General features: G+C 68.6%; 14 protein-coding genes. 6 read left to right on the top strand and 8 right to left on the bottom strand.

The features are described 5' to 3' along the window. Positions 1–44 precede the first annotated feature (44 nt). Entirely contained in the window at positions 45–1,811 is a 1,767-nt protein-coding gene (arc, locus tag ACH4SP_RS32160; RefSeq protein WP_362425058.1) for a proteasome ATPase, read from the bottom strand. A 243-nt stretch (positions 1,812–2,054) separates the two neighbouring features. On the opposite strand from arc, the gene ACH4SP_RS32155 reads away from it, so the two are divergent. Further along, the gene (locus ACH4SP_RS32155) at positions 2,055–2,375 is read left to right on the top strand and encodes a ferredoxin (protein ID WP_398420086.1); all 321 of its coding nucleotides are present in this window, start codon (positions 2,055–2,057) and stop codon (positions 2,373–2,375) included. A gap of 22 nt (positions 2,376–2,397) precedes the next feature. On the opposite strand, the gene ACH4SP_RS32150 is transcribed toward ACH4SP_RS32155, so the two are convergent. From ACH4SP_RS32150 to ACH4SP_RS32140, 3 genes are all read right to left on the bottom strand, one after another. After that, positions 2,398–2,964: a hypothetical protein gene (locus ACH4SP_RS32150; protein WP_398420084.1), complete on the bottom strand. Its 567-nt coding sequence runs from the start codon at positions 2,962–2,964 to the stop codon at positions 2,398–2,400. Positions 2,965–3,368: 404 nt separating this feature from the next. Continuing rightward, positions 3,369–4,277 (bottom strand): tRNA (adenine-N1)-methyltransferase, encoded by a 909-nt coding sequence (locus ACH4SP_RS32145; RefSeq protein ID WP_398420083.1) that lies wholly within the window; start codon positions 4,275–4,277, stop codon positions 3,369–3,371. Between the two features lie 59 nt (positions 4,278–4,336). After that, positions 4,337–5,773: a site-2 protease family protein gene (locus ACH4SP_RS32140; protein ID WP_398420306.1), complete on the bottom strand. Its 1,437-nt coding sequence runs from the start codon at positions 5,771–5,773 to the stop codon at positions 4,337–4,339. Positions 5,774–6,275: 502 nt separating this feature from the next. On the opposite strand from ACH4SP_RS32140, the gene ACH4SP_RS32135 reads away from it, so the two are divergent. After that, positions 6,276–7,130 (top strand): RecB family exonuclease, encoded by an 855-nt coding sequence (locus ACH4SP_RS32135; protein WP_398420081.1) that lies wholly within the window; start codon positions 6,276–6,278, stop codon positions 7,128–7,130. Between the two features lie 60 nt (positions 7,131–7,190). Then, positions 7,191–7,868, top strand: coding sequence for a response regulator (locus ACH4SP_RS32130; protein ID WP_398420079.1), 678 nt, complete (start codon positions 7,191–7,193; stop codon positions 7,866–7,868). A gap of 153 nt (positions 7,869–8,021) precedes the next feature. On the opposite strand, the gene ACH4SP_RS32125 is transcribed toward ACH4SP_RS32130, so the two are convergent. From ACH4SP_RS32125 to metH, 4 genes are all read right to left on the bottom strand, one after another. Then, a complete protein-coding gene (locus ACH4SP_RS32125) occupies positions 8,022–9,620 on the bottom strand; it encodes an ABC transporter substrate-binding protein (RefSeq protein ID WP_398420077.1) in 1,599 nt (532 codons plus the stop codon). 125 nt (positions 9,621–9,745) lie between these two features. Further along, a complete protein-coding gene (locus tag ACH4SP_RS32120) occupies positions 9,746–11,347 on the bottom strand; it encodes an ABC transporter substrate-binding protein (RefSeq protein WP_398420075.1) in 1,602 nt (533 codons plus the stop codon). Between the two features lie 443 nt (positions 11,348–11,790). Next, entirely contained in the window at positions 11,791–12,531 is a 741-nt protein-coding gene (locus ACH4SP_RS32115; protein WP_398420073.1) for an HAD family hydrolase, read from the bottom strand. Positions 12,532–12,661: 130 nt separating this feature from the next. After that, positions 12,662–16,174: a methionine synthase gene (gene metH / locus ACH4SP_RS32110; RefSeq protein WP_398420071.1), complete on the bottom strand. Its 3,513-nt coding sequence runs from the start codon at positions 16,172–16,174 to the stop codon at positions 12,662–12,664. 272 nt (positions 16,175–16,446) lie between these two features. Here metH and ACH4SP_RS32105 point away from each other — a divergent pair, with 272 nt between their 5' ends. The 3 genes from ACH4SP_RS32105 to glpK all read left to right on the top strand — a co-directional run bounded on the left by ACH4SP_RS32105 (position 16,447) and on the right by glpK (position 19,810). Then, a complete protein-coding gene (locus ACH4SP_RS32105; protein ID WP_398420069.1) occupies positions 16,447–17,211 on the top strand; it encodes an IclR family transcriptional regulator in 765 nt (254 codons plus the stop codon). Between the two features lie 202 nt (positions 17,212–17,413). Then, complete coding sequence (locus ACH4SP_RS32100) at positions 17,414–18,187, top strand: MIP/aquaporin family protein (RefSeq protein WP_398420067.1); 774 nt, start codon at positions 17,414–17,416, stop codon at positions 18,185–18,187. Positions 18,188–18,280: 93 nt separating this feature from the next. After that, on the top strand, positions 18,281–19,810 hold the full coding sequence (gene glpK / locus ACH4SP_RS32095) for a glycerol kinase GlpK (protein ID WP_398420065.1): 1,530 nt from the start codon (positions 18,281–18,283) through the stop codon (positions 19,808–19,810). Positions 19,811–19,848: the final 38 nt, after the last annotated feature.

The following is a 19,848-nucleotide window of genomic DNA, read 5'->3' as shown; positions in this document are numbered from 1 at the left end:
ATACCGGGCGGGGTGTCCGCAGGTATCCGCAGCCGGGCTGTGATTTACAGGTACTGGCCTGTGTTGGCCACCGTGTCGATGGAGCGCCCGGTGTCCGCGCCCTGCTTTCCGGTGACGAGGGTGCGGATGAAGACGATCCGCTCGCCCTTCTTGCCGGAGATGCGGGCCCAGTCGTCGGGGTTGGTGGTGTTGGGCAGGTCCTCGTTCTCCTTGAACTCGTCCACGCAGGCCTGGAGGAGGTGCGCGACTCGCAGGCCCTTCTGGTTGTGGTCGAGGAAGGCCTTGATCGCCATCTTCTTGGCCCGGTCGACGATGTTCTGGATCATCGCGCCGGAGTTGAAGTCCTTGAAGTAGAGGACTTCCTTGTCGCCGTTGGCGTACGTGACTTCCAGGAAGCGGTTCTCCTCGGATTCCGCGTACATCTGCTCGACGACGGACTGGATCATGCCGTGTACTGCGGCGTCCTTGGAGCCGGTGTGTTCGGCGAGGTCGTCGGAGTGCAGTGGCAGGGTTGCCTTGAGGTACTTCGCGAAGATGTCCTTGGCCGCTTCCGCGTCCGGGCGCTCGATCTTGATTTTGACGTCGAGTCGTCCGGGTCGGAGGATCGCGGGGTCGATCATGTCTTCGCGGTTGGAGGCGCCGATGACGATGACGTTCTCCAGGCCTTCCACGCCGTCGATCTCGGCGAGCAGCTGGGGGACGATGGTGTTCTCCACGTCCGAGCTGACGCCGGATCCGCGGGTGCGGAAGAGGGATTCCATCTCGTCGAAGAAGACGATGACGGGGGTGCCTTCGCTCGCCTTCTCGCGGGCACGTTGGAAGACCAGGCGGATGTGGCGCTCGGTCTCGCCGACGTACTTGTTGAGGAGTTCGGGTCCCTTGATGTTGAGGAAGTACGACTTTCCTGCGGGCTGGCCGGTGACTTCGGCGACCTTCTTGGCAAGGGAGTTGGCGACTGCCTTGGCGATGAGTGTCTTGCCGCAGCCGGGCGGGCCGTAGAGCAGGATGCCCTTCGGGGGCCGCAGTTCGTGCTCCTTGAAGAGGTCGGGGTAGAGGTAGGGGAGTTCGACCGCGTCGCGGATCAGCTCGATCTGGTTGCCCAGGCCGCCGATCTTCTCGTAGTCGACGTCCGGGACCTCTTCGAGGACGAGTTCCTCGACCTCGCTCTTCGGGATGACTTCGTAGACGTAGCCGGACCTGGGTTCCAGCAGCAGGGCGTCGCCGGGGCGGATGGTGACGTCCAGCAGCGGCTCGGCGAGCCTGACCACCCGTTCCTCGTCGGTGTGCCCGGTGACCAGGGCGCGTTCGCCGTCCTCAAGGATTTCCTTGAGGGTGACGATGTCCCCGGCGCGCTCGAACTCCATGGCTTCGACCACGTTGAGTGCTTCGTTGAGCATCACTTCTTGACCGCGTCGGAGCTCTTCGAGCTCGACGCCTGGGCTGACGTTCACCCGGAGCTTGCGGCCCCCGGTGAAGATGTCGGCCGTGCCGTCCTCGATGGCTTCCAGGAACACACCGAAGCCGGCCGGCGGCTGTGCGAGCCGGTCCACTTCTTCTTTGAGGGCCACGATCTGGTCGCGGGCCTCGCGGAGTGTGTTGGCGAGCCGCTCGTTCTGGGCGGACACGCCTGCCAGGTTGGTCTGCAGCTCGACGATCCGCTCTTCGAGAATCCTCGTATGACGCGGAGAGTCGGCGAGCTTGCGTCGCAGGACGGCGATTTCCTGCTCTAGATAGGCAACCTGTCCGGCGGGGTCCTCGGACCCTCGCGCGGGCCGGATGCCGCGGTTGATGTCGTCGTCGTGGGCTGCCACGGTCCTCACCTCCTCCAAGGGGAGCTGGACGCTTCCTGACCCTACCTGGGTGGGTGCTGGTTGAAACCCCTAGATCACAAACAGGATCGAGGAGTGTCTGATCTTCACCCTTGCGTACTCCCTCACACTGGGGGGATACCCACCCAGCAACATCGGAAAGCGGGCGGTTGTATCGTCGAAGTGTTCAACACCCGTCAGGGCTGGCTTCAATTGGTGCATACCGCGCAGGGAACGGCAGGAGATATGACCGTGCAGGAAGAGGCTCCCACCGCAGAAGGTGCCCAGGTCGGGGACCCTCTTGAGGTGTGGATCGACCAGGACCTCTGCACCGGCGACGGGATCTGCGCGCAGTACGCGCCGGAGGTCTTCGAGCTCGACATCGACGGGCTGGCGTACGTGAAGAGCAGTGACGACGAGTTGCTGCAGGCCCCCGGGGCCACGACGCCGGTACCGCTGACTCTGCTGAACGATGTGGTGGACTCCGCGAAGGAGTGCCCGGGCGACTGTATTCATGTACGTCGCGTTTCGGACAGGGTCGAGGTGTACGGGCCGGAGGCGGAGTAGTTCCTTCCGGCCCGGTCGCGGGTCAGACGCCGCGGGCGTCGGTGGTGGCGGAGCGGGTGAACTTCCCGTTCCGCCACTGCCATTTGATCTTCTGCTTGGTGTCGGGGCAGCAGCGGGCGACGGTCTCGGCGGAGTAGCCGAGGAGGGTCGCGGTGACGGTGTCGCCGGTGATCGCGAAGTCGGTGGCGTTCTGCTGGTCGGCGGGGTCGAGGAGGGTCGCGACGACGCGGTGGGGTGCGGTGAGTACGTAGATTCCGCTGGGGGGCGTGCCGAATCCGCTCTCGCAGCGGACGACGGCGACGGTTTCGGGGTGGTGGTCCCCGTCGAGGTCGCCGGAGGCGTGCTGCACGACGCGGTGCTTGCCGCCGCGGCATTTCAGCGGGTACGTGGCGGCTGCCGCGTCGGGGGCGGGGCGGGCGGCCGCCGGGCCGCCGGGGGCGTTCTGCGGCGTGGCCCTGGAGGCGGTGGCCGCTGCGGGCTGGATCAGTCCTGCGAGGGCGACGACTGCGGCTGTGGCGGCGGCGGTGGCCAGCCAGTGCATCGCGCGGGGCCGGGTGTGTGCGAGGTCCGGGAGCGCGGGGGTCTGCACGCGGGGTGTCTCCTGTGGGCTGTGCCGGGAGGGGCGCCGGCGACGGGAGGGAGGCTGGCATCGTGCCACACGGGGTGGGCGGGGCGGAACGCCGGGGTGCGGGCCCGCGGGCAAAGTCTTGGTACGGAGACTGCGTGCCGGGTTTGCGTACGGAGGCCGTGTGGCGGGGTTGCGTACGGGCACCTCGTGCGGAGGCGTACGGAGGCCTCGTGCGGAGGTTGCGGGCAGGGGGTTCGCGCGGTGGTTGCGTACGGCAGGCTCGCGCGGTGGCTGCGTGCGGCAGGCTCGCGCGGTGGTTGCGTACGGCGAAGGCGAAGGGGCAACGGGAAGGCGCCGCCGTCCAGTTCTCGTGTCGGTCCGGGAACTGGACGGCGGCGCCGGTCTGTTGGGGCGGCGGGCAGGTGTCAGGCCTGCTGGCTGTTGCCGCGCTCCTTGTTGGGTCCCTCGTAGTCCTCGCCGTAGGCGCCCTTGGAGGGGCGGCGGCGGCGCATGGGGGGCTCGACGCCGTCGGCGAGGCGCCGGGCGGTGACGAGGAAGCCGGTGTGGCCGATCATGCGGTGGTCGGGGCGGACTGCGAGGCCTTCGACGTGCCAGTTGCGGACCATCGACTCCCACGGCTGGGGTTCGGCGAAGCAGCCGATCTCGCGGATGGACTCGACGGTCCTGGCGAGCTGCGTGGTGGTGGCGACGTACGCGCACATGATGCCGCCGGGGACGAGCGCCTTGGAGACGGCTTCGAGGGTTTCCCAGGGGGCGAGCATGTCGAGGACGACGCGGTCGACCTCGGTGTCGGAGAGGTTGTCCTGGAGGTCGCCGACGGTGAGGGTCCACGCGGGGTGGGGGCCGCCGAAGTAGCGCTCGACGTTGCCCTGGGCGATGTCCGCGAAGTCCTGGCGGCGCTCGTAGGAGTGCAGCATTCCGTGGTCGCCGATGGCGCGCAGCAGGAAGGCGCTGAGGGCGCCGGAGCCCACTCCGGCTTCGACGACGCGGGCGCCGGCGAAGATGTCGGCGAAGGCCAGGATCTGCCCCGCGTCCTTGGGGTAGACCACGGCTGCGCCGCGGGGCATGGACAGGACGTAGTCGGGGAGCAGGGGGCGGAGAGCCAGGTAGGCGACGTTCCCCGTGGTACGGACAACACTGCCCTCGGACGCCCCGATCAGCTCGTCGTGCGAGAAGGCACCCTTGTGGGTGTGGAACTGCTTCCCGGCTTCGAGCGTGAACGTGTAGTGGCGGCCCTTGGGGTCAGTCAGCTGGACCTGGTCCCCGACCTTGAAGGGCCCGCGTCGTCGGGCGGCACCGGTCGGTTCGGACATGTGACCAGCCTACCGGCTGTTTGACGGGCCTCGTGCCGCGTCCCCGTCCGCCGGGGGCCCTACTGCGGGCGGGCCATGGCCTTGACGAAGGCGCGCTCGACGTCGGCGGTGGAGAGGACTCCGTAGATCTCGCCGGTTTCCTCGACGACGAGGTATTCGGTGGCGGGGTTGGCCCGGAGCCGGTCGAGGAGGGCTTCGCCGGCGAGTTCGGCGGGGACGCGCAGGCGGTCGGTGAGGTCCTGGGCGAGGCCGCTGACGGCGACCCAGGGGCGGCGGTGCTCGGGGACGGCGCCGATGGCTGCTTCGCGGACGACGGCGGTGGGTTCGCCCTGTCCGTCGACGACGACGAGGGCGCGGGCGCCTGCTTCGTTGGCGCGGCGGAGTGCTTCGGAGAGGGGGGTGGCGGATTCGACGGGGACGGCGCGCCGGGTGAGGGTGCGGGCGCGCAGGTCGGGGAGGTGTTCGCGGAGGCGGGCCATGCGGAGGCTGTTGCCGGCGCCGGTCCAGATGATGGCGGCGAGGATCGCGGCGAGGAGTGCGTCGAGGACGGTGTCCATGCCGGTGATGTCCTGGGTGCGGTTGCCGAGGGCGCCGGTGTGGGTGAGGAGGGGAAGGCCGATGAGTACGGCGACGGCGAGGGCGCGGCCGATCCAGGCGGCGGCGACGGTGCCGGTCATGGGGTTGCCGGTGATTTTCCAGACGACGGCGCGGAGCATGCGGCCGCCGTCGAGCGGGAGGCCGGGGAGGAGGTTGAAGGCGGCGACGATGAGGTTGGAGACCATCAGGCCGGCCAGGAGGACGCCGGGGACGGTGCTCGCTTCGACGAGGCCCATGGCGAAGTAGAAGACGCCGCCGAGGGCGAGGGAGAGGAGGGGGCCGACGAAGGCGAGGACGAATTCGCGGCCGGGGGTCTCGGTCTCCTTCTCGATCTCGGAGACTCCGCCGAAGAACTGGAGCTGGATGCGCCGGACGGGGAGTTTGAAGCGGAGGGCGGCGACGGTGTGGGCGAGTTCGTGGACGAGTACGGAGGCGTAGAAGGCGACCGCGAAGAAGAGGGAGACGAGGTAGCGGGCGGCGCCGAGTTCGGGCAGGACGAGGTCGAGCTGGCCGCCGAAGACCCAGGTGATGAGGGCGGCGACGACGAACCAGCTGGGGGCGACGTAGACGGGGACGCCGAAGGGGCGGCCCATGAGGAGGCCGCCACCGGGCTCGCCGGGGCGTTCGGGGCCGCCCTTGGCCGGGGCACCGGTCGCGCCCGAGGTCGCGGGGGCGTCGGTGGTGTCCGCCGTGCCGGTGGTCGCGGGGGCGTCGGCGGCGGCGGTCTTGTCGGTGGTCGTGGTGGCCCCGGCGGCGCTCGCCTTGTCCGTGGTCGCAGCGGCCCCGGCGGTGCTCGGCTTGCCCGTGGTCGGGGGGGCGTCGGTGACGTCAGTCTTGCCCGTGGTCGCGGGGGTGTCGGCGGCGCTCGACTTGCCCGTGGTCGCAGCAGCCTCGGCGATGCTCGACTTGCCCGTGGTCGCGGTGACCCCGGCGACGTCAGTCTTGCCCGTGGTCGCGAGGGTGTCGGCGGCGCTCGACTTGCCCGTGGTCGCAGCGGCCTCGGCGGTGCCCGTCTTGTCGGTGGCGCTCGCCTTGTCGGTGGCGTCGTTCGCGTCCGTGGCGTCCGTCGGGTCCGTGCTGTCCGCCGCGTCCGTGGTGCCCTTGGTACCTGTGGCGTCCGTGGTGCCCTTGGCGTCCGTGGTGCCCGTCATGTCCGTCGCGTCCGTGGCGTCCGTCGTGTCCGTGCCGGGCTTGGGGCGTCCGCTGTCGCCGCTCTCGTCCACGGTGTCCCTTCGTTGGTGCTGCTTCGTCTCGCCGGTGGAACATCGTACGGAAAACGTTCGTAAATCCTCTGTCTCCCTGATGCCGTTGTGCGGGGCATTGCCCCGATCATGCAGTGCGGGAGGGTCTGCCGTCGATGGTAGAGGGGCGTTGTCGGTGGTGGGCCGTAGGGTCGGAGTCATGAATACGAGTACCGGTCCGGCGGCCGCGGCGAGGCGGCCCACTTCGCTGTCGCCCTCACGGGCGAGCGACTTCATGCAGTGCCCGCTGCTGTATCGGTTCCGGGTGATCGACAAGCTGCCGGAGAAGCCGAGTGAGGCGGCTACCCGGGGGACGCTGGTGCATGCCGTCCTTGAGCGGTTGTTCGACGATCCGGCGGTGGAGCGGACGGCTCCGAAGGCGCGGGCGATGGTGCCGGGGCAGTGGGACCGGCTGCTGGAGTCGAAGCCGGAGCTGTCCGGGCTGTTCGCGGAGGATGCCGGGGGCGAGCGGCTGTCGCGGTGGCTTGGGCAGGCGGAGGACCTGGTCGAGAAGTGGTTCACGCTGGAGGATCCGACGCGGTTGGAGCCGGCCGAGCGGGAGCTGTTCGTCGAGACGGAGCTGGAGTCGGGGCTGCGGCTGCGCGGGGTGATCGACCGGGTGGACGTGGCGCCGTCGGGCGAGGTGCGGATCGTCGACTACAAGACGGGGAAGGCGCCGCGTCCGGAGTATGCGGAGGGTGCGCTGTTCCAGATGAAGTTCTACGCGCTGGTGATCTGGCGGTGGAAGCGGATCGTGCCGCGCAGGCTTCAGCTGGTGTATCTGGGCAGCGGCGACGTGATGACGTACGACCCGACCGAGGTGGATCTGGAGCGGATGGAGCGGAAGCTGCATGCGCTGTGGGAGGCGATCAAGGAGGCGACGGAGACGGGCGAGTGGCGTCCCCGTCCGACGAAGCTGTGCGGCTGGTGCGACCACCAGGCGGTGTGCCCGGAGTTCGGCGGCACCCCGCCGCTGTACCCGCTGGAGGTCCGTCCGCGGGAGGTGTCGGAGTAGGGGGCCGTGGGCCCGGGTGGTGGGCAGGGCAGAATGGGGCCGTCTAGCGAAGGAGTACCTGTGGCTATCCGCGTCCTACTGGTCGACGACCAGCCTCTGCTGCGTACCGGATTCCGGATGATTCTGGAGGCCGAGCAGGATCTTGCGGTCGTCGGTGAGGCCGGGGACGGTCTGCAGGCGCTCGATCAGGTGCGGGCGTTGCAGCCCGATGTGGTGCTGATGGACATCCGGATGCCGCGGATGGACGGTGTCGAGGCGACCCGGCAGATCACGGGTCCCGGCCGGGACGGTCCGGCGAAGGTGCTGGTGCTGACCACGTTCGATCTGGACGAGTACGTGGTGGAGGCGCTGCGGGCGGGGGCGAGCGGGTTCCTGCTGAAGGACGCGCCCGCGCACGAGCTGGTGCAGGCGATCCGGGTGGTGGCGGCGGGTGAGGCGATGCTGGCGCCGAGCATCACGCGTCGGCTGCTGGACAAGTACGCGGATCATCTTCCGTCCGGCGAGGACGAGATGCCGGACACTCTGCACACGCTGACGGAGCGCGAGGTGGAGGTCCTGAAGCTGGTGGCGCGCGGTCTGTCGAACGCGGAGATCGCGGCGGACCTGTTCGTGAGCGAGACGACGGTGAAGACGCATGTCGGGCACGTGCTGACGAAGCTGGGGCTGCGCGACCGGGTGCAGGCGGCGGTCTATGCGTACGAGAGCGGCCTGGTCCGTCCCGGCGCGGGCGGCAGCTAGCGGTACGGAGCGCTTGAGCGTTACGAGCACGAGGGGAAGGGCCCCCGCCGGACATTCCGGCGGGGGCCCTTCCGCGTACTGGCTGTGTCGCCCGTACTGCCTGTACCGCTTGTTCTGCGTGTACAGCCCGTTCTGTCTGTACCGCTTGTGCGGTCAGCCCTTGCTGATTTCCCAGAAGCGGAAGACGGTCGAGCTGTCGAGGGTCCATTCCAGGCCTGCGACGTCGTTGCGGGCGACGGCGTACTGCTTGCCCTGCCACAGCGGGAGGACCGGTACGTCCTCGGCGACCAGGTTCTGCAGCCGGCCGAATTCCTCGTTGGTGCTGCCGCGGTCGGCGACGGCCGCTGCGCCGGGGAGGATGCGGCGGGTGATCTCGGTGTTCTCGTAGTGGTTGGAGAGGACGTTGCCCTTGCCGAAGAAGGGCTGGGTGAAGTTGTCGGGGTCCGGGTAGTCGGGGATCCAGCCCTTGACGTAGACGCCGTACTTTCCGGCGGCGATGTCCTTCTCGTACTGCTCCTCGCCGACGGACTTGACGTCGGCGTCGAACAGGCCGCTGCGGTTGAGCTGCCGGGCGAGGGCCTTGAACTCCTGGACGGTGGCGGGTCCGTAGCGGCTGGGGGTGGCCCAGAGGGTGAGCTTGACCTTGCCGGTGATGCCTTCTTCACGCAGTGCCTGCTTGGCCTTGGCGGGCTGCGGGCGGCCTCCGTACCGGTTGAAGAAGGCGGTGTTGTGGCCGGAGATGCCGGCCGGGACGATCGAGTACAGCGGGGTGGCGGTGGAGCGGTAGACGTCGCGGACGAGGGCGTCGCGGTCGACGAGGTGGGCGATGGCGCGACGGACGCCGAGCTTTCCCGCGACGGGGTCCTTGGTGTTGAAGACCAGGTGGTGGACTTCGGCGCTGCTGCCCTCGACGGCTTCGACGGGGTTGTCGCCGCTGAGGTCGTTGGTCTCCGTGCGGGCGATTTCCTTGGCGTCGAGGCCTCGGTAGGCGAGGTCGATCTCGCCCTTCTTGAGGGACTCCCCCAGTGCCTTCTGGTTGTCGTGGAAGAGCTTGAGGGTCATGCCGGTGTTCTTGATCTTCGCGGTGCCGCGGTAGCTGTTGTTGACCGTGAAGACGGCCTGCCCCTTGTCGAAGGAGTCCAGCCGGTACGGTCCCGAGCCGACCGCCTTGTGGTCGGTGCGCAGTGCGCCGGCCGGGTATTCGCGGTGGTCGACGATCGATCCCGCACCGGAGGCGATCTTGCTGGGGAAGGTGGCGTCGGCGACCTTGAGGTGGAAGACGACGTGCTGGTCGTCGGGGGTCTCGATGCTCTTGATGGAGGAGAGCATGACGGCGGGACCGGCGGGGTCGTTGATCTTCAGGGTGCGCTCGAAGGAGTACTTGACGTCCTTGGAGGTGAGCGCGTTGCCGTTGCTGAAGGTGAGGCCGCTGCGCAGGGTGCAGCGGTAGACGGTGCTGCCCTCGTCGAAGGCGCAGCTCTCGGCGGCTTCGGGTGCGGGTTCGGAGCCGCCCTTGGGGAACGCCATCAGTGACTGGAAGACGTTGTTGAACAGGAGCCAGGAGCCGGGGTCGTAGCCGGATGCCGGGTCGGTGGCCTTGATCTCGTCGGACATGCCCATGGTGACGGGTTTGCCGGTTCCGGTCGTGTTGCCTTCGCCGTTGCTGCTGCTGGCGTTGCCGCAGCCGACGAGGAGGCCTGCCGAGAGTCCGGCGGCGAGGGGGGCCGTCAGCCATGGCTTGCGTATCTGCACCGCTGTCTCAGATCTTTCGTGGGGGACTTGCGTCGTACTCGTACGTGGGGGGGGTGGAAGGGCGCCGGGGCGGGGTCCCAGGACGGGGCCCCGCCCCGGAGATGGAGCCCGGAACGGGGTCCTGGTCAGGCGACGCCGCGGCCGAGTTCCCAGAGCTGGAGGTCGGCGGCGAAGTTGACCGCCCATTCGGTGCCGGTGATGTCGCTGCGGGCGGCGATGTACTGCTTGCCCTGCCACAGCGGGAGGATCGGCACGTCCTCGGCGACGATGTCCTGGATCTTCTCGAAGGCCGGGGTGGCGGAGCCGCGCTGGGCCTCGCGGCGGGACTGCGGGATGAGCGAGGAGCGGATCTCGTTGTTGGTGTACGGGCTGTTGAGGAAGTTGTCCTTGTCCAGGAACGGGGCGACGTAGTTGTCGCCGTCCGTGAAGTCGGGGAACCAGCCCATGCCGTACACGGCGTACTTGCCGGCCTTCTGGTCGGGGCTGAAGGTGCTCCACTTGACGCCCTGGAGGGTGACGTCGAAGAGCTTGGAGTCGTTGAGCTGCTGCTGCAGGACCTCGAACTCCTTCTTCGTCGCGGCGCCGTAGTGGTCGGTGGTGTGCGTGAGGGTGACCTTGACCGGGGTCTTGATGCCCGCGTCGCGCAGCAGGTCCGCCGCCTTCTTGGGATCCGCCTTGGGGTACTTGTTGAAGAAGGAGTTCTTGTGACCGGTGATGGTCGTGGGAATCAGCGAGTAGAGCGGTTCGGCGGTGGAGCCGTAGACGGTGCTGGTGAGCTTGGTGCGGTCGATGATGCTGGCCATGGCCTGGCGCACGGCCTTGTTCTTGACCGACGGGTCGGTGGTGTCGAAGCCGAGGTAGCGGATTTCGAGGCCGGAGAGCTCGACGAGCTTGATCTTCTGGTCCTGGGAGGTGGACAGGTTGTTGATCTGCTCGGGCGTGATGGTGCGCGACATCATGTCGATCTCGCCGGTCTTGAGCGCCTTCTCCATGGCTGTGGAGTTGGCGTAGGAGCGGATTTCGACCTTGTCGTTCTTCAGCTCGACGCTGCCCTTGTAGAGGGGGTTCTTGGTGAAGACGGCCTTGGTGACGGCCTTGCCCTTGGCCTCGATGTTGACCGTGTAGGGGCCGGAGCCGCTCACCTCGAAGCCCGCACGGAGCTTGTCCGGGGCGTAGACCTGGTTGTCGACGATGGAGCTGGCGGGGGTGGCGAGCTTGTACGGGAAGGTGGCGTCGGACGTCTTGAGGTGGAAGACGACCTCGTTGTCCCCCTTGGCCTCGACGGTGTCGATGTTGGTGAGGAGGGAGACGGGGCCGGTCTTGTCCTTGATCTTCAGCGAGCGCTCGATGGAGAACTTCACGTCGGCGGCGTCCAGCGGCTTGCCGTCGGAGAACTGGAGTCCGGGGCGCAGCTTGCAGCGGTAGCTGGTGTTCTCGGTGTCCGTGAAGCCGCACTGTTCGGCGGCCTCGGGGATCGGTGCGCCGCCGCCGCGGGGGACGCGCATCAGGGTCTGCAGGGACGGCCGCAGGATGTTCCAGGCGCCGACGTCGTAGGCGTGGGCCGGGTCGAAGGGGGCCGGCCCTTCCGGCGTCGCCTCGAAGGTGTCCGTGGTGCCCACGACAATGGGCTTGCCGGCCGCATTCCCGCTGTCCGAGCTGCCGCAGGCGGCGAGTACGGGCGTGAGCAGGCCGACGATCGCCGGCAGCACCAGAGTCTTGCGGTTCATCCTGGAAGTTCTCCCTCAACCGGCACTGCAATGCAATGCAGCTTTTGTACGAACACTTCGCCATTTTCCGCCTGTTGGGGCGGGCGGACCGGGCCGGATACCGAACCGCAGAGGGGTGCGGCGAAGTTCTCGCGTTGAGATTAGTGGGAATGCGGGGGCCGCCCTACCCGTGCCCTGCTCCGGGGTTGGCACGCCGGAGTACGGGACCTTTCGTACAGGTCTTCACCAATCGGGACACAAGGGTAGGTAAAACGGCCCGCCGACCGGGGTTCTCGCGTTGCCGCACCCGTGCCGACGGACCGTCCAGTGACCAAGCTCACCCAAGGAATACATGTACGGAGGCGTGAATTCCCAATAAGGGATCTCACGCCATACACATGCTTCGCTGCCCTGTGTTTCCGCCTATTCAAAAAGCCGCGCGAAAGCCACGCTGGGTGTCCGGATCAGTTCATTCCCGTAATCAGGGTCCGGAGAAATGCGAGATCGACCTCTTCGAGCGAGGCGACGACGACGCGGCCGTCCGCGGGGGCGATCGGCGCCACCGAAGGTACGGCGACCACCCGGCAGCCCGCCGCCTCGGCGGCGGCCACTCCGGTCGCGGTGTCCTCGACGACCGCGCATCTCGCCGGGTCGGCGCCGAGCCGGGCCGCCGCGTGCAGATAGGGGTCGGGGTGCGGCTTGGTGCGGGCGATCTCGTCACCGGCGACGGTGAGGGCGAAGGCGTCGGGGCCGAACGACGGGAGGATCCGGTCGATGATGCGCCGGTGCGAGGCCGAGACGAGGGCCATGGGGATGTCGTACGACCGGAGTTCGGCCAGCAGCCGTGCGGCGCCCGGCATGAGCGGTACTCGGCTGCCGATGCGGGCCTCGAAGCGGTCGTTGAGCAGCACGGTCAGTTCGGGGAGCGTGATGTCGGCGCCGGTGGACTCGATGAGGAAGCCGGCGCTGCGGGTCATCGGCCCGCCGACGACCACCTCCCGCCAGGCCTCGTCCAGTTGGTGCCCGAGCTCGGCGAAGACCGCCTTCTCGGCGTCCCACCAGAAGCCCTCGGTGTCGACGAGGGTGCCGTCCATGTCGAGGAAGACCGCCTGGAGGGCGGGGTCTTCGGCCGGTGGGGTCTCCCCTGCTCGCACGGAGTTGAGAGCTTGGGGATGCGTACTGGGCGCGGGGACCGTGCTTGTCATCCGGGCACACCTCTCCTGGGGGACGAGAAGGCCGACCACCCTCCGAGTGGGGAGAGCGGCCGGCCTGCACTGGGCCGACCAGTGTACGTCCGGCCCGGTGAACACGCGTTCCTGTATTGCTGCGCGCAGATTAACGCGCGTTGAAGTAGGTGGCGTCCGGGTGGTGGATGACGATCGCGTCGGTGGACTGCTCGGGGTGGAGCTGGAACTCCTCGGAGAGGTGGACGCCGATCCGCTCGGGCTTGAGCAGTTCGGCGATCTTGGCGCGGTCCTCCAGGTTGGGGCAGGCGCCGTAGCCGAGCGAGAAGCGCGCACCGCGGTACTTGAGGGCGAACATGTCCTCGACGTCCTTGGGGTCCTCGCCGGCGAAGCCGAGCTCGGAGCGGACCCGGGCGTGCCAGTACTCGGCCATGGCCTCGGCCAACTGGACGGAGAGGCCGTGCAGTTCGAGGTAGTCGCGGTAGGCGTTGGCCTCGAAGAGCTTGGCGGTCTCCTCGCCGATGCGCGAGCCCACGGTGACGACCTGGAGGCCGACGACGTCGACCTCGCCGGACTCCTCGGGGCGGAAGAAGTCCGCGAGGCACAGGCGGCGGCCGCGGCGCTGGCGAGGGAAGGAGAAGCGGGTGCGCTCGGAGCCGTCCTCGTGCAGGAGGATCAGGTCGTCGCCCTTGGAGACGCAGGGGAAGTAGCCGTAGACGACGGCCGCTTCGAGGAGGCCTTCGGTGTGCAGCTTGTCGAGCCAGCCGCGCAGGTGCGGGCGGCCCTCGCTCTCCACCAGCTCCTCGTAGGTGGGGCCGCCCTTGCGGGCCTCCTTGAGGCCCCACTGGCCCTTGAAGAGGGCGCCCTCGTCGAGCCAGGAGGCGTACTCCTTGAGCTGGATGCCCTTGACGACGCGGGTGCCCCAGAAGGGCGGCTCGGGGATCTTGTTGTCGGTGGGGGTGTCGGAGCGGACCGAGCCCTCGGGCTCCTCGACCTCCAGGACCGCGACGTTGTCCCGCTTGGGGACGCGGCGCTGCTTGAGTTCGGGGAGGACGGCGCCGGGGACGCCGCGCTTGACCCCGATGAGGGCGTCCATCAGGCGCAGGCCCTCGAACGCGTCGCGGGCGTACCGTACTTCGCCCTCGTAGATCTCGTGCAGGTCCTGCTCGACGTACGCGCGGGTGAGGGCGGCGCCTCCCAGGATGACGGGGAAGTCGGCGGCCATCTTGCGCTGGTTGAGCTCCTCCAGGTTCTCCTTCATGATCACCGTGGACTTGACCAGCAGTCCTGACATGCCGATGACGTCGGCGCGGTGTTCCTCGGCGGCTTCCAGGATCGCGGAGACGGGCTGCTTGATGCCCAGGTTGACGACGTTGTAGCCGTTGTTGGAGAGGATGATGTCGACGAGGTTCTTGCCGATGTCGTGAACGTCGCCGCGGACGGTGGCGAGCACGATGGTGCCCTTGCCGTCGTCGTCGGTCTTCTCCATGTGCGGCTCCAGGTAGGCCACCGCGGTCTTCATGACCTCGGCGGACTGGAGCACGAACGGCAGCTGCATCTGGCCGGAGCCGAAGAGCTCGCCGACCACCTTCATGCCTTCGAGCAGCGTGTTGTTGACGATGTCGAGGGCGGGGGTGTCGGTGAGGGCCTCGTCGAGGTCGGCCTCCAGGCCGTTCTTCTCGCCGTCGATGATGCGGCGCTGGAGGCGCTCGCCGAGCGGCAACGCCATGAGTTCCTCGGCGCGGCCCGCCTTCATCGACTTCATGTTGACGCCCTCGAAGAGCTCCATGAGCTTCTGCAGGGGGTCGTAGCCCTCGGCGCGGCGGTCGTAGATCAGGTCGAGAGCGACCTTGACCTGCTCCTCCTCCAGCCGGGCGATCGGCAGGATCTTGGAGGCATGCACGATCGCGGAGTCGAGTCCGGCCTTGACGCACTCGTCGAGGAACACGGAGTTGAGGATGACGCGGGCGGCCGGGTTGAGGCCGAAGGAGATGTTGGAGAGGCCCAGGGTGGTCTGGACGTCGGGGTGGCGCTTCTTGAGTTCGCGGATCGCCCCGATGGTGGAGATGCCGTCGCCCCTGGACTCCTCCTGGCCGGTGCAGATGGTGAAGGTGAGGACGTCGATGAGGATGTCGGACTCCTGCACCCCCCAGTTGCCGGTCAGGTCGTTGATGAGGCGCTCGGCGATGGCGACCTTGTGCTCGACGGTGCGGGCCTGGCCCTCCTCGTCGATGGTCAGCGCGATCAGTGCGGCGCCGTGCTCGGTGGCGAGCTCGGTGACCTTCGCGAAGCGGGACTCGGGGCCGTCGCCGTCCTCGTAGTTGACGGAGTTGATGACGGCGCGCCCGCCGAGCATCTCCAGGCCGGCCTTCAGGACGGGGAGTTCGGTGGAGTCCAGGACGATGGGGAGGGTGGAGGCGGTGGCGAAGCGGCCGGCGAGTTCCTTCATGTCGGCGACGCCGTCGCGGCCCACGTAGTCGACGCAGAGGTCGAGCATGTGGGCGCCCTCGCGGATCTGGTCGCGGGCCATCTCCACGCAGTCGTCCCAGCGGGCGTCCAGCATGGCCTCGCGGAACTTCTTCGATCCGTTGGCGTTCGTCCGCTCGCCGATGGCGAGGTACGAGGTGTCCTGGCGGAACGGGACGGTCTGGTAGAGGGAGGCGGCGCCCGGCTCGGGGCGCGGTTCGCGGACGGCGGGAGTCAGACCGCGGGCCCGGTCGACGACCTGCCGCAGGTGCTCGGGCGTCGTACCGCAGCAGCCGCCGATCAGGGACAGGCCGTAGTCGTTGACGAAGGCTTCCTGGGCGTCGGCCAGGCCCTCGGGGCCGAGCGGGAAGTGCGCGCCGGCCTTGGTCAGGACCGGCAGGCCGGCGTTGGGCATGCACATCAGGGGCGTACGGGAGTGGCGGGCGAGGTAGCGCAGGTGCTCGCTCATCTCCGCGGGGCCCGTCGAGCAGTTGAGGCCGATGAGGTCGATGCCGAGGGGTTCCAGGGCGGTGAGTGCCGCGCCGATCTCGGAGCCCAGCAGCATGACGCCGGTCGTCTCGAAGGCGAGCGAGCAGATCAGCGGCACGTCGATGCCGAGGGCCTCCATGGCCCTGCGGGCGCCGATGAGGCTGGACTTGGTCTGCAGGAGGTCCTGCGTGGTCTCCACGATCAGGGCGTCGGCGCCGCCGGTGAGGAGGCCCTCGGCGTTCTGCTGGTAGCCGTCGCGGATGACGTCGTAGGTGATGTGGCCGAGCGAGGGCAGCTTGGTGCCGGGGCCCACGGAGCCGAGGACCCAGCGGGTGCGGCCGTCCTGCGCGGCGAACTCGTCGGCGACCTCGCGGGCGATGCGGGCGCCGGACTCGGAGAGTTCGACGATGCGGTCGGCGATGTCGTATTCGTTGGCGGCGGAGTGGTTGGCGCCGAAGGTGTTGGTCTCCACGCAGTCCACGCCGACCGCGAAGTACTCCTTGTGCACGTTGCGGACGATGTCCGGGCGCGTCAGGTTCAGGATCTCGTTGCAGCCTTCGAGATCCTGGAAGTCTTCGAGGGTGGGGTCCTGTGCCTGGAGCATCGTGCCCATCGCGCCGTCGGCCACCACTACGCGGGTGGCGAGTGCCTCCCGGAGGGCTTCGACTCGGGTGCGGGCGTCGGGCGTGGAGTTCGGCAACGAGGCCATGGATGTGCTCCCAGGGTTGCGACGGCTGTCGGCTTTGCACCCGCCCAGGTGGCGGGCGCACCCGGTCAGGGTAGCGGGGCCGGTCCCAGGAGTCTGCAGGTGTCCCGGTCGGCGGACAGTAGGGCGGCGCTGGAGACGGTGGCCCGAGTGGGTGACGCCTCGGTGACAGGGGTCGGCAACGGCCGATACTGTTCAGCATTGCCGAACATCGGCTCTTTTGGACTGTTGAACTGTGGGACTTCTCGGATTCCCAGTGGAGAGGTGATCGGGCGATGGCTCGCAATATCCAGTCGCTGGAGCGGGCGGCCGCGATGCTGCGGCTGCTCGCGGGCGGCGAGCGGCGGCTGGGCCTGACGGAGGTGGCGGCCGCGCTGGGTCTTGCCAAGGGCACCGCGCACGGCATTCTGCGCACCCTGCAGCACGAGGGCTTCGTCGAGCAGGACCCGGCGTCGGGCCGTTACCAGCTGGGCGCGGAGCTGCTGCGGCTCGGCAACAGCTTCCTGGACGTGCACGAGCTGCGCGCCCGCGCCCTGGTGTGGACGGACGATCTGGCGCGTTCCAGCGGCGAGAGCGTCTATCTGGGGGTGCTGCACCAGCAGGGCGTGCTGATCGTGCACCACGTCTTCCGGCCCGACGACAGCCGCCAGGTGCTTGAGGTGGGGGCGATGCAGCCGCTGCACAGCACCGCGCTGGGCAAGGTGCTCTCCGCGTACGACCCGGTGGCGCACACCGAGGCGGTGGAGGCCGGCCGGGAGTCGTTCACCGCGCACACCCTCACTTCGGCGGAGCACTTCGAGGAGGTGCTCGATCTCACCCGGGCGCGCGGCTGGGCCGCCGACGTGGAGGAGACCTGGGAGGGCGTGGCGTCGATCGCGGCCCCCATTCACGACCGGCGGCGGATGCCGGTGGGCGCGGTGGGCATCACGGGTGCGGTCGAACGGGTGCGGCCCGACGGGGAGTTGAAGCCCGAGCTGGTGGCCGCGGTACGGGACTGTGCGCGCGCGGTGTCGCGGGATCTGGGTGCCGGGCGGTTCTGAGCGGTGTCGGGGCCGGTCCGCAGCCCGCTGGGATGCCGGTCACAGAACCCTTGACGCGCTGGTAACAGGGGTGAAAACTGCCGTTCATCGGTCGGCATTGTCGAACACCTAACGGCATAAGAGTTAGGGTGGGGAACAAGCCAGGAACCGACTGGGCCCTCATCGAGGGTCTGAACCTGGACGAAGGACAAAGGAGTCGCGGGTGTCCAGCCTCGACATCTTCACCGGCGAGACCATCGGTACCGCCGTGCTCATCCTGCTGGGCGGTGGCGTCTGTGCGGCGGTCACCCTCAAGCGCTCGAAGGCGTTCAACGCCGGCTGGGTCGCCATCACCTTCGGGTGGGGCTTCGCGGTGCTGACCGGTGCGTACATCTCCGCCGGTCTCTCCGGAGCCCACCTGAACCCGGCCGTCACGGTCGGCCTCGCGATCAAGGGCGTGACGCCCTGGGGCGACACCCCGGTCTACTTCGCCGGTCAGCTGCTGGGCGCGATGATCGGTGCGCTGCTGGTGTGGGCGACGTACGCGGGCCAGTTCCGCGCCCACCTCACCGACCCCGGGGCTGTCGAGCTGAAGAGCGCGAACCCGGGCCAGGTGCACGGAGTCTTCTTCACCTCGCCCGAGATCCGCAACGCCGCGCAGAACCTGGTCACCGAGGTCATCGCCACCGTCGTGCTGGTACTGGCGATCCTCACCCAGTCGATGATTCCCGGCGTGTCTCCCGAGGACCCGAAGGGCCCCGGGGTGATGGGCGCGATGATCACCGCGTTCGTCGTCGTCGGCATCGGTCTGTCCCTCGGCGGTCCGACTGGATACGCCATCAACCCGGTCCGTGACCTCGGTCCGCGCATCGTGCACGCACTGCTCCCGCTGCCCAACAAGGGCGGTTCGGACTGGAGCTACGCCTGGATCCCCGTGGTCGGTCCGCTGCTCGGCGGCGCGATCGCGGGCGGGATCTACCAGCTTGCCTTCGCCTGATCCGGCAAGCTGCCGATCCGGCCCGGTAACGGGGCCGGCCCAGCCGATCCGTACGGCACGAGACGTACGACACAAGACTTCGAGGAGCACACCGTGAGCGACGCACACACCACCGGACCGTTCATCGCGGCCATCGACCAGGGCACCACCTCCAGCCGCTGCATCGTCTTCGACAAGGACGGCCGGATCGTCTCGGTCGACCAGAAGGAGCACGAGCAGATCTTCCCGAAGCCGGGCTGGGTCGAGCACGACGCGACCGAGATCTGGGAGAACGTCCAGGAGGTCGTCGCGGGGGCGGTCGTGAAGGCGGGCATCTCCGCCGCCGACGTCAAGGCGATCGGCATCACCAACCAGCGCGAGACCACGATGATGTGGGACAGGACGACCGGTGAGCCCGTCCACAACGCCATCGTCTGGCAGGACACCCGCACCGACGCCCTGTGCAAGGAGCTCGGCCGCAACGTCGGCCAGGACCGCTTCCGCCGCGAGACCGGCCTCCCGCTGGCCTCGTACTTCGCGGGACCGAAGATCCGCTGGCTGCTCGACAACGTCGAGGGCCTGCGCGAGCGCGCCGAGCGCGGCGAGATCCTCTTCGGCACCATGGACTCCTGGGTCATCTGGAACCTCACCGGCGGTGTCAACGGCGGTGTGCACGTCACCGACGTCACCAACGCCTCGCGCACCCTCTTGATGAACCTGCACACGATGGCCTGGGACGACAAGATCCTGACGTCCATGGACATCCCGGCCGCCGTCCTCCCGGAGATCAGGTCCTCCGCCGAGGTGTACGGAACTGCCGCTTCCGGTGTGCTGGCGGGTGTGCCGGTCGCGTCCGCGCTCGGTGACCAGCAGGCGGCGCTGTTCGGCCAGACCTGCTTCTCCGAGGGCGAGGCCAAGTCGACGTACGGCACCGGCACGTTCATGCTGATGAACACCGGCGAGGAGCCCGTCAACTCGTACAACGGCCTGCTGACGACCGTCGGCTACCAGATCGGCGACCAGAAGCCGGTCTACGCGCTCGAAGGCTCGATCGCCGTCACCGGTTCGCTGGTGCAGTGGATGCGCGACCAGATGGGCATGATCAAGACCGCGGCCGAGATCGAGACGCTGGCCTCCAGCGTCGAGGACAACGGCGGCGCGTACTTCGTGCCCGCGTTCTCCGGTCTGTTCGCCCCGTACTGGCGCTCCGACGCCCGCGGCGTGATCGCCGGTCTCACCCGGTACGTCACCAAGGCGCACATCGCACGCGCCGTCCTGGAGGCGACCGCGTGGCAGACCCGTGAGATCACCGACGCCATGACCAAGGACTCCGGCGTCGAGCTGACCGCCCTCAAGGTCGACGGCGGCATGACCTCCAACAACCTGCTGATGCAGACCCTGTCGGACTTCCTGGACGCGCCCGTCGTCCGTCCGATGGTCGCCGAGACCACGTGTCTGGGCGCTGCCTACGCGGCCGGCCTCGCGGTCGGCTTCTGGTCCGGCACCGACGAGCTGCGCGCCAACTGGCGCCGGGCCGCCGAGTGGACCCCCCGCATGGACGACGCCCAGCGGGACCGCGAGTACAAGAACTGGCTCAAGGCCGTCGAGCGCTCCATGGGCTGGCTCGACGACGAAGAAGTCTGAGGCGATCCGCGGCGGATCGACAGGGATCCGCCGCGATC

It is taken from the genome of Streptomyces sp. NPDC021093, from assembly GCF_044333135.1.
In the GTDB taxonomy this organism is placed as follows: Bacteria; Actinomycetota; Actinomycetes; order Streptomycetales; family Streptomycetaceae; genus Streptomyces.
This window is presented reverse-complemented; position numbering and strand designations above follow the sequence as displayed.

Bases quoted from the DNA above. Each gene is read 5' to 3' on its own strand.
- ACH4SP_RS32135 (WP_398420081.1), top strand. From the start codon at position 6,276: ATGAATACGAGTACCGGTCCGGCGGCCGCGGCGAGGCGGCCCACTTCG.
- ACH4SP_RS32145 (WP_398420083.1), bottom strand. From the start codon at position 4,277: ATGTCCGAACCGACCGGTGCCGCCCGACGACGCGGGCCCTTCAAGGTC.
- ACH4SP_RS32120 (WP_398420075.1), bottom strand. From the start codon at position 11,347: ATGAACCGCAAGACTCTGGTGCTGCCGGCGATCGTCGGCCTGCTCACG.
- metH (WP_398420071.1), bottom strand. From the start codon at position 16,174: ATGGCCTCGTTGCCGAACTCCACGCCCGACGCCCGCACCCGAGTCGAA.
- ACH4SP_RS32115 (WP_398420073.1), bottom strand. From the start codon at position 12,531: ATGACAAGCACGGTCCCCGCGCCCAGTACGCATCCCCAAGCTCTCAAC.
- ACH4SP_RS32155 (WP_398420086.1), top strand. From the start codon at position 2,055: ATGACCGTGCAGGAAGAGGCTCCCACCGCAGAAGGTGCCCAGGTCGGG.
- ACH4SP_RS32105 (WP_398420069.1), top strand. From the start codon at position 16,447: ATGGCTCGCAATATCCAGTCGCTGGAGCGGGCGGCCGCGATGCTGCGG.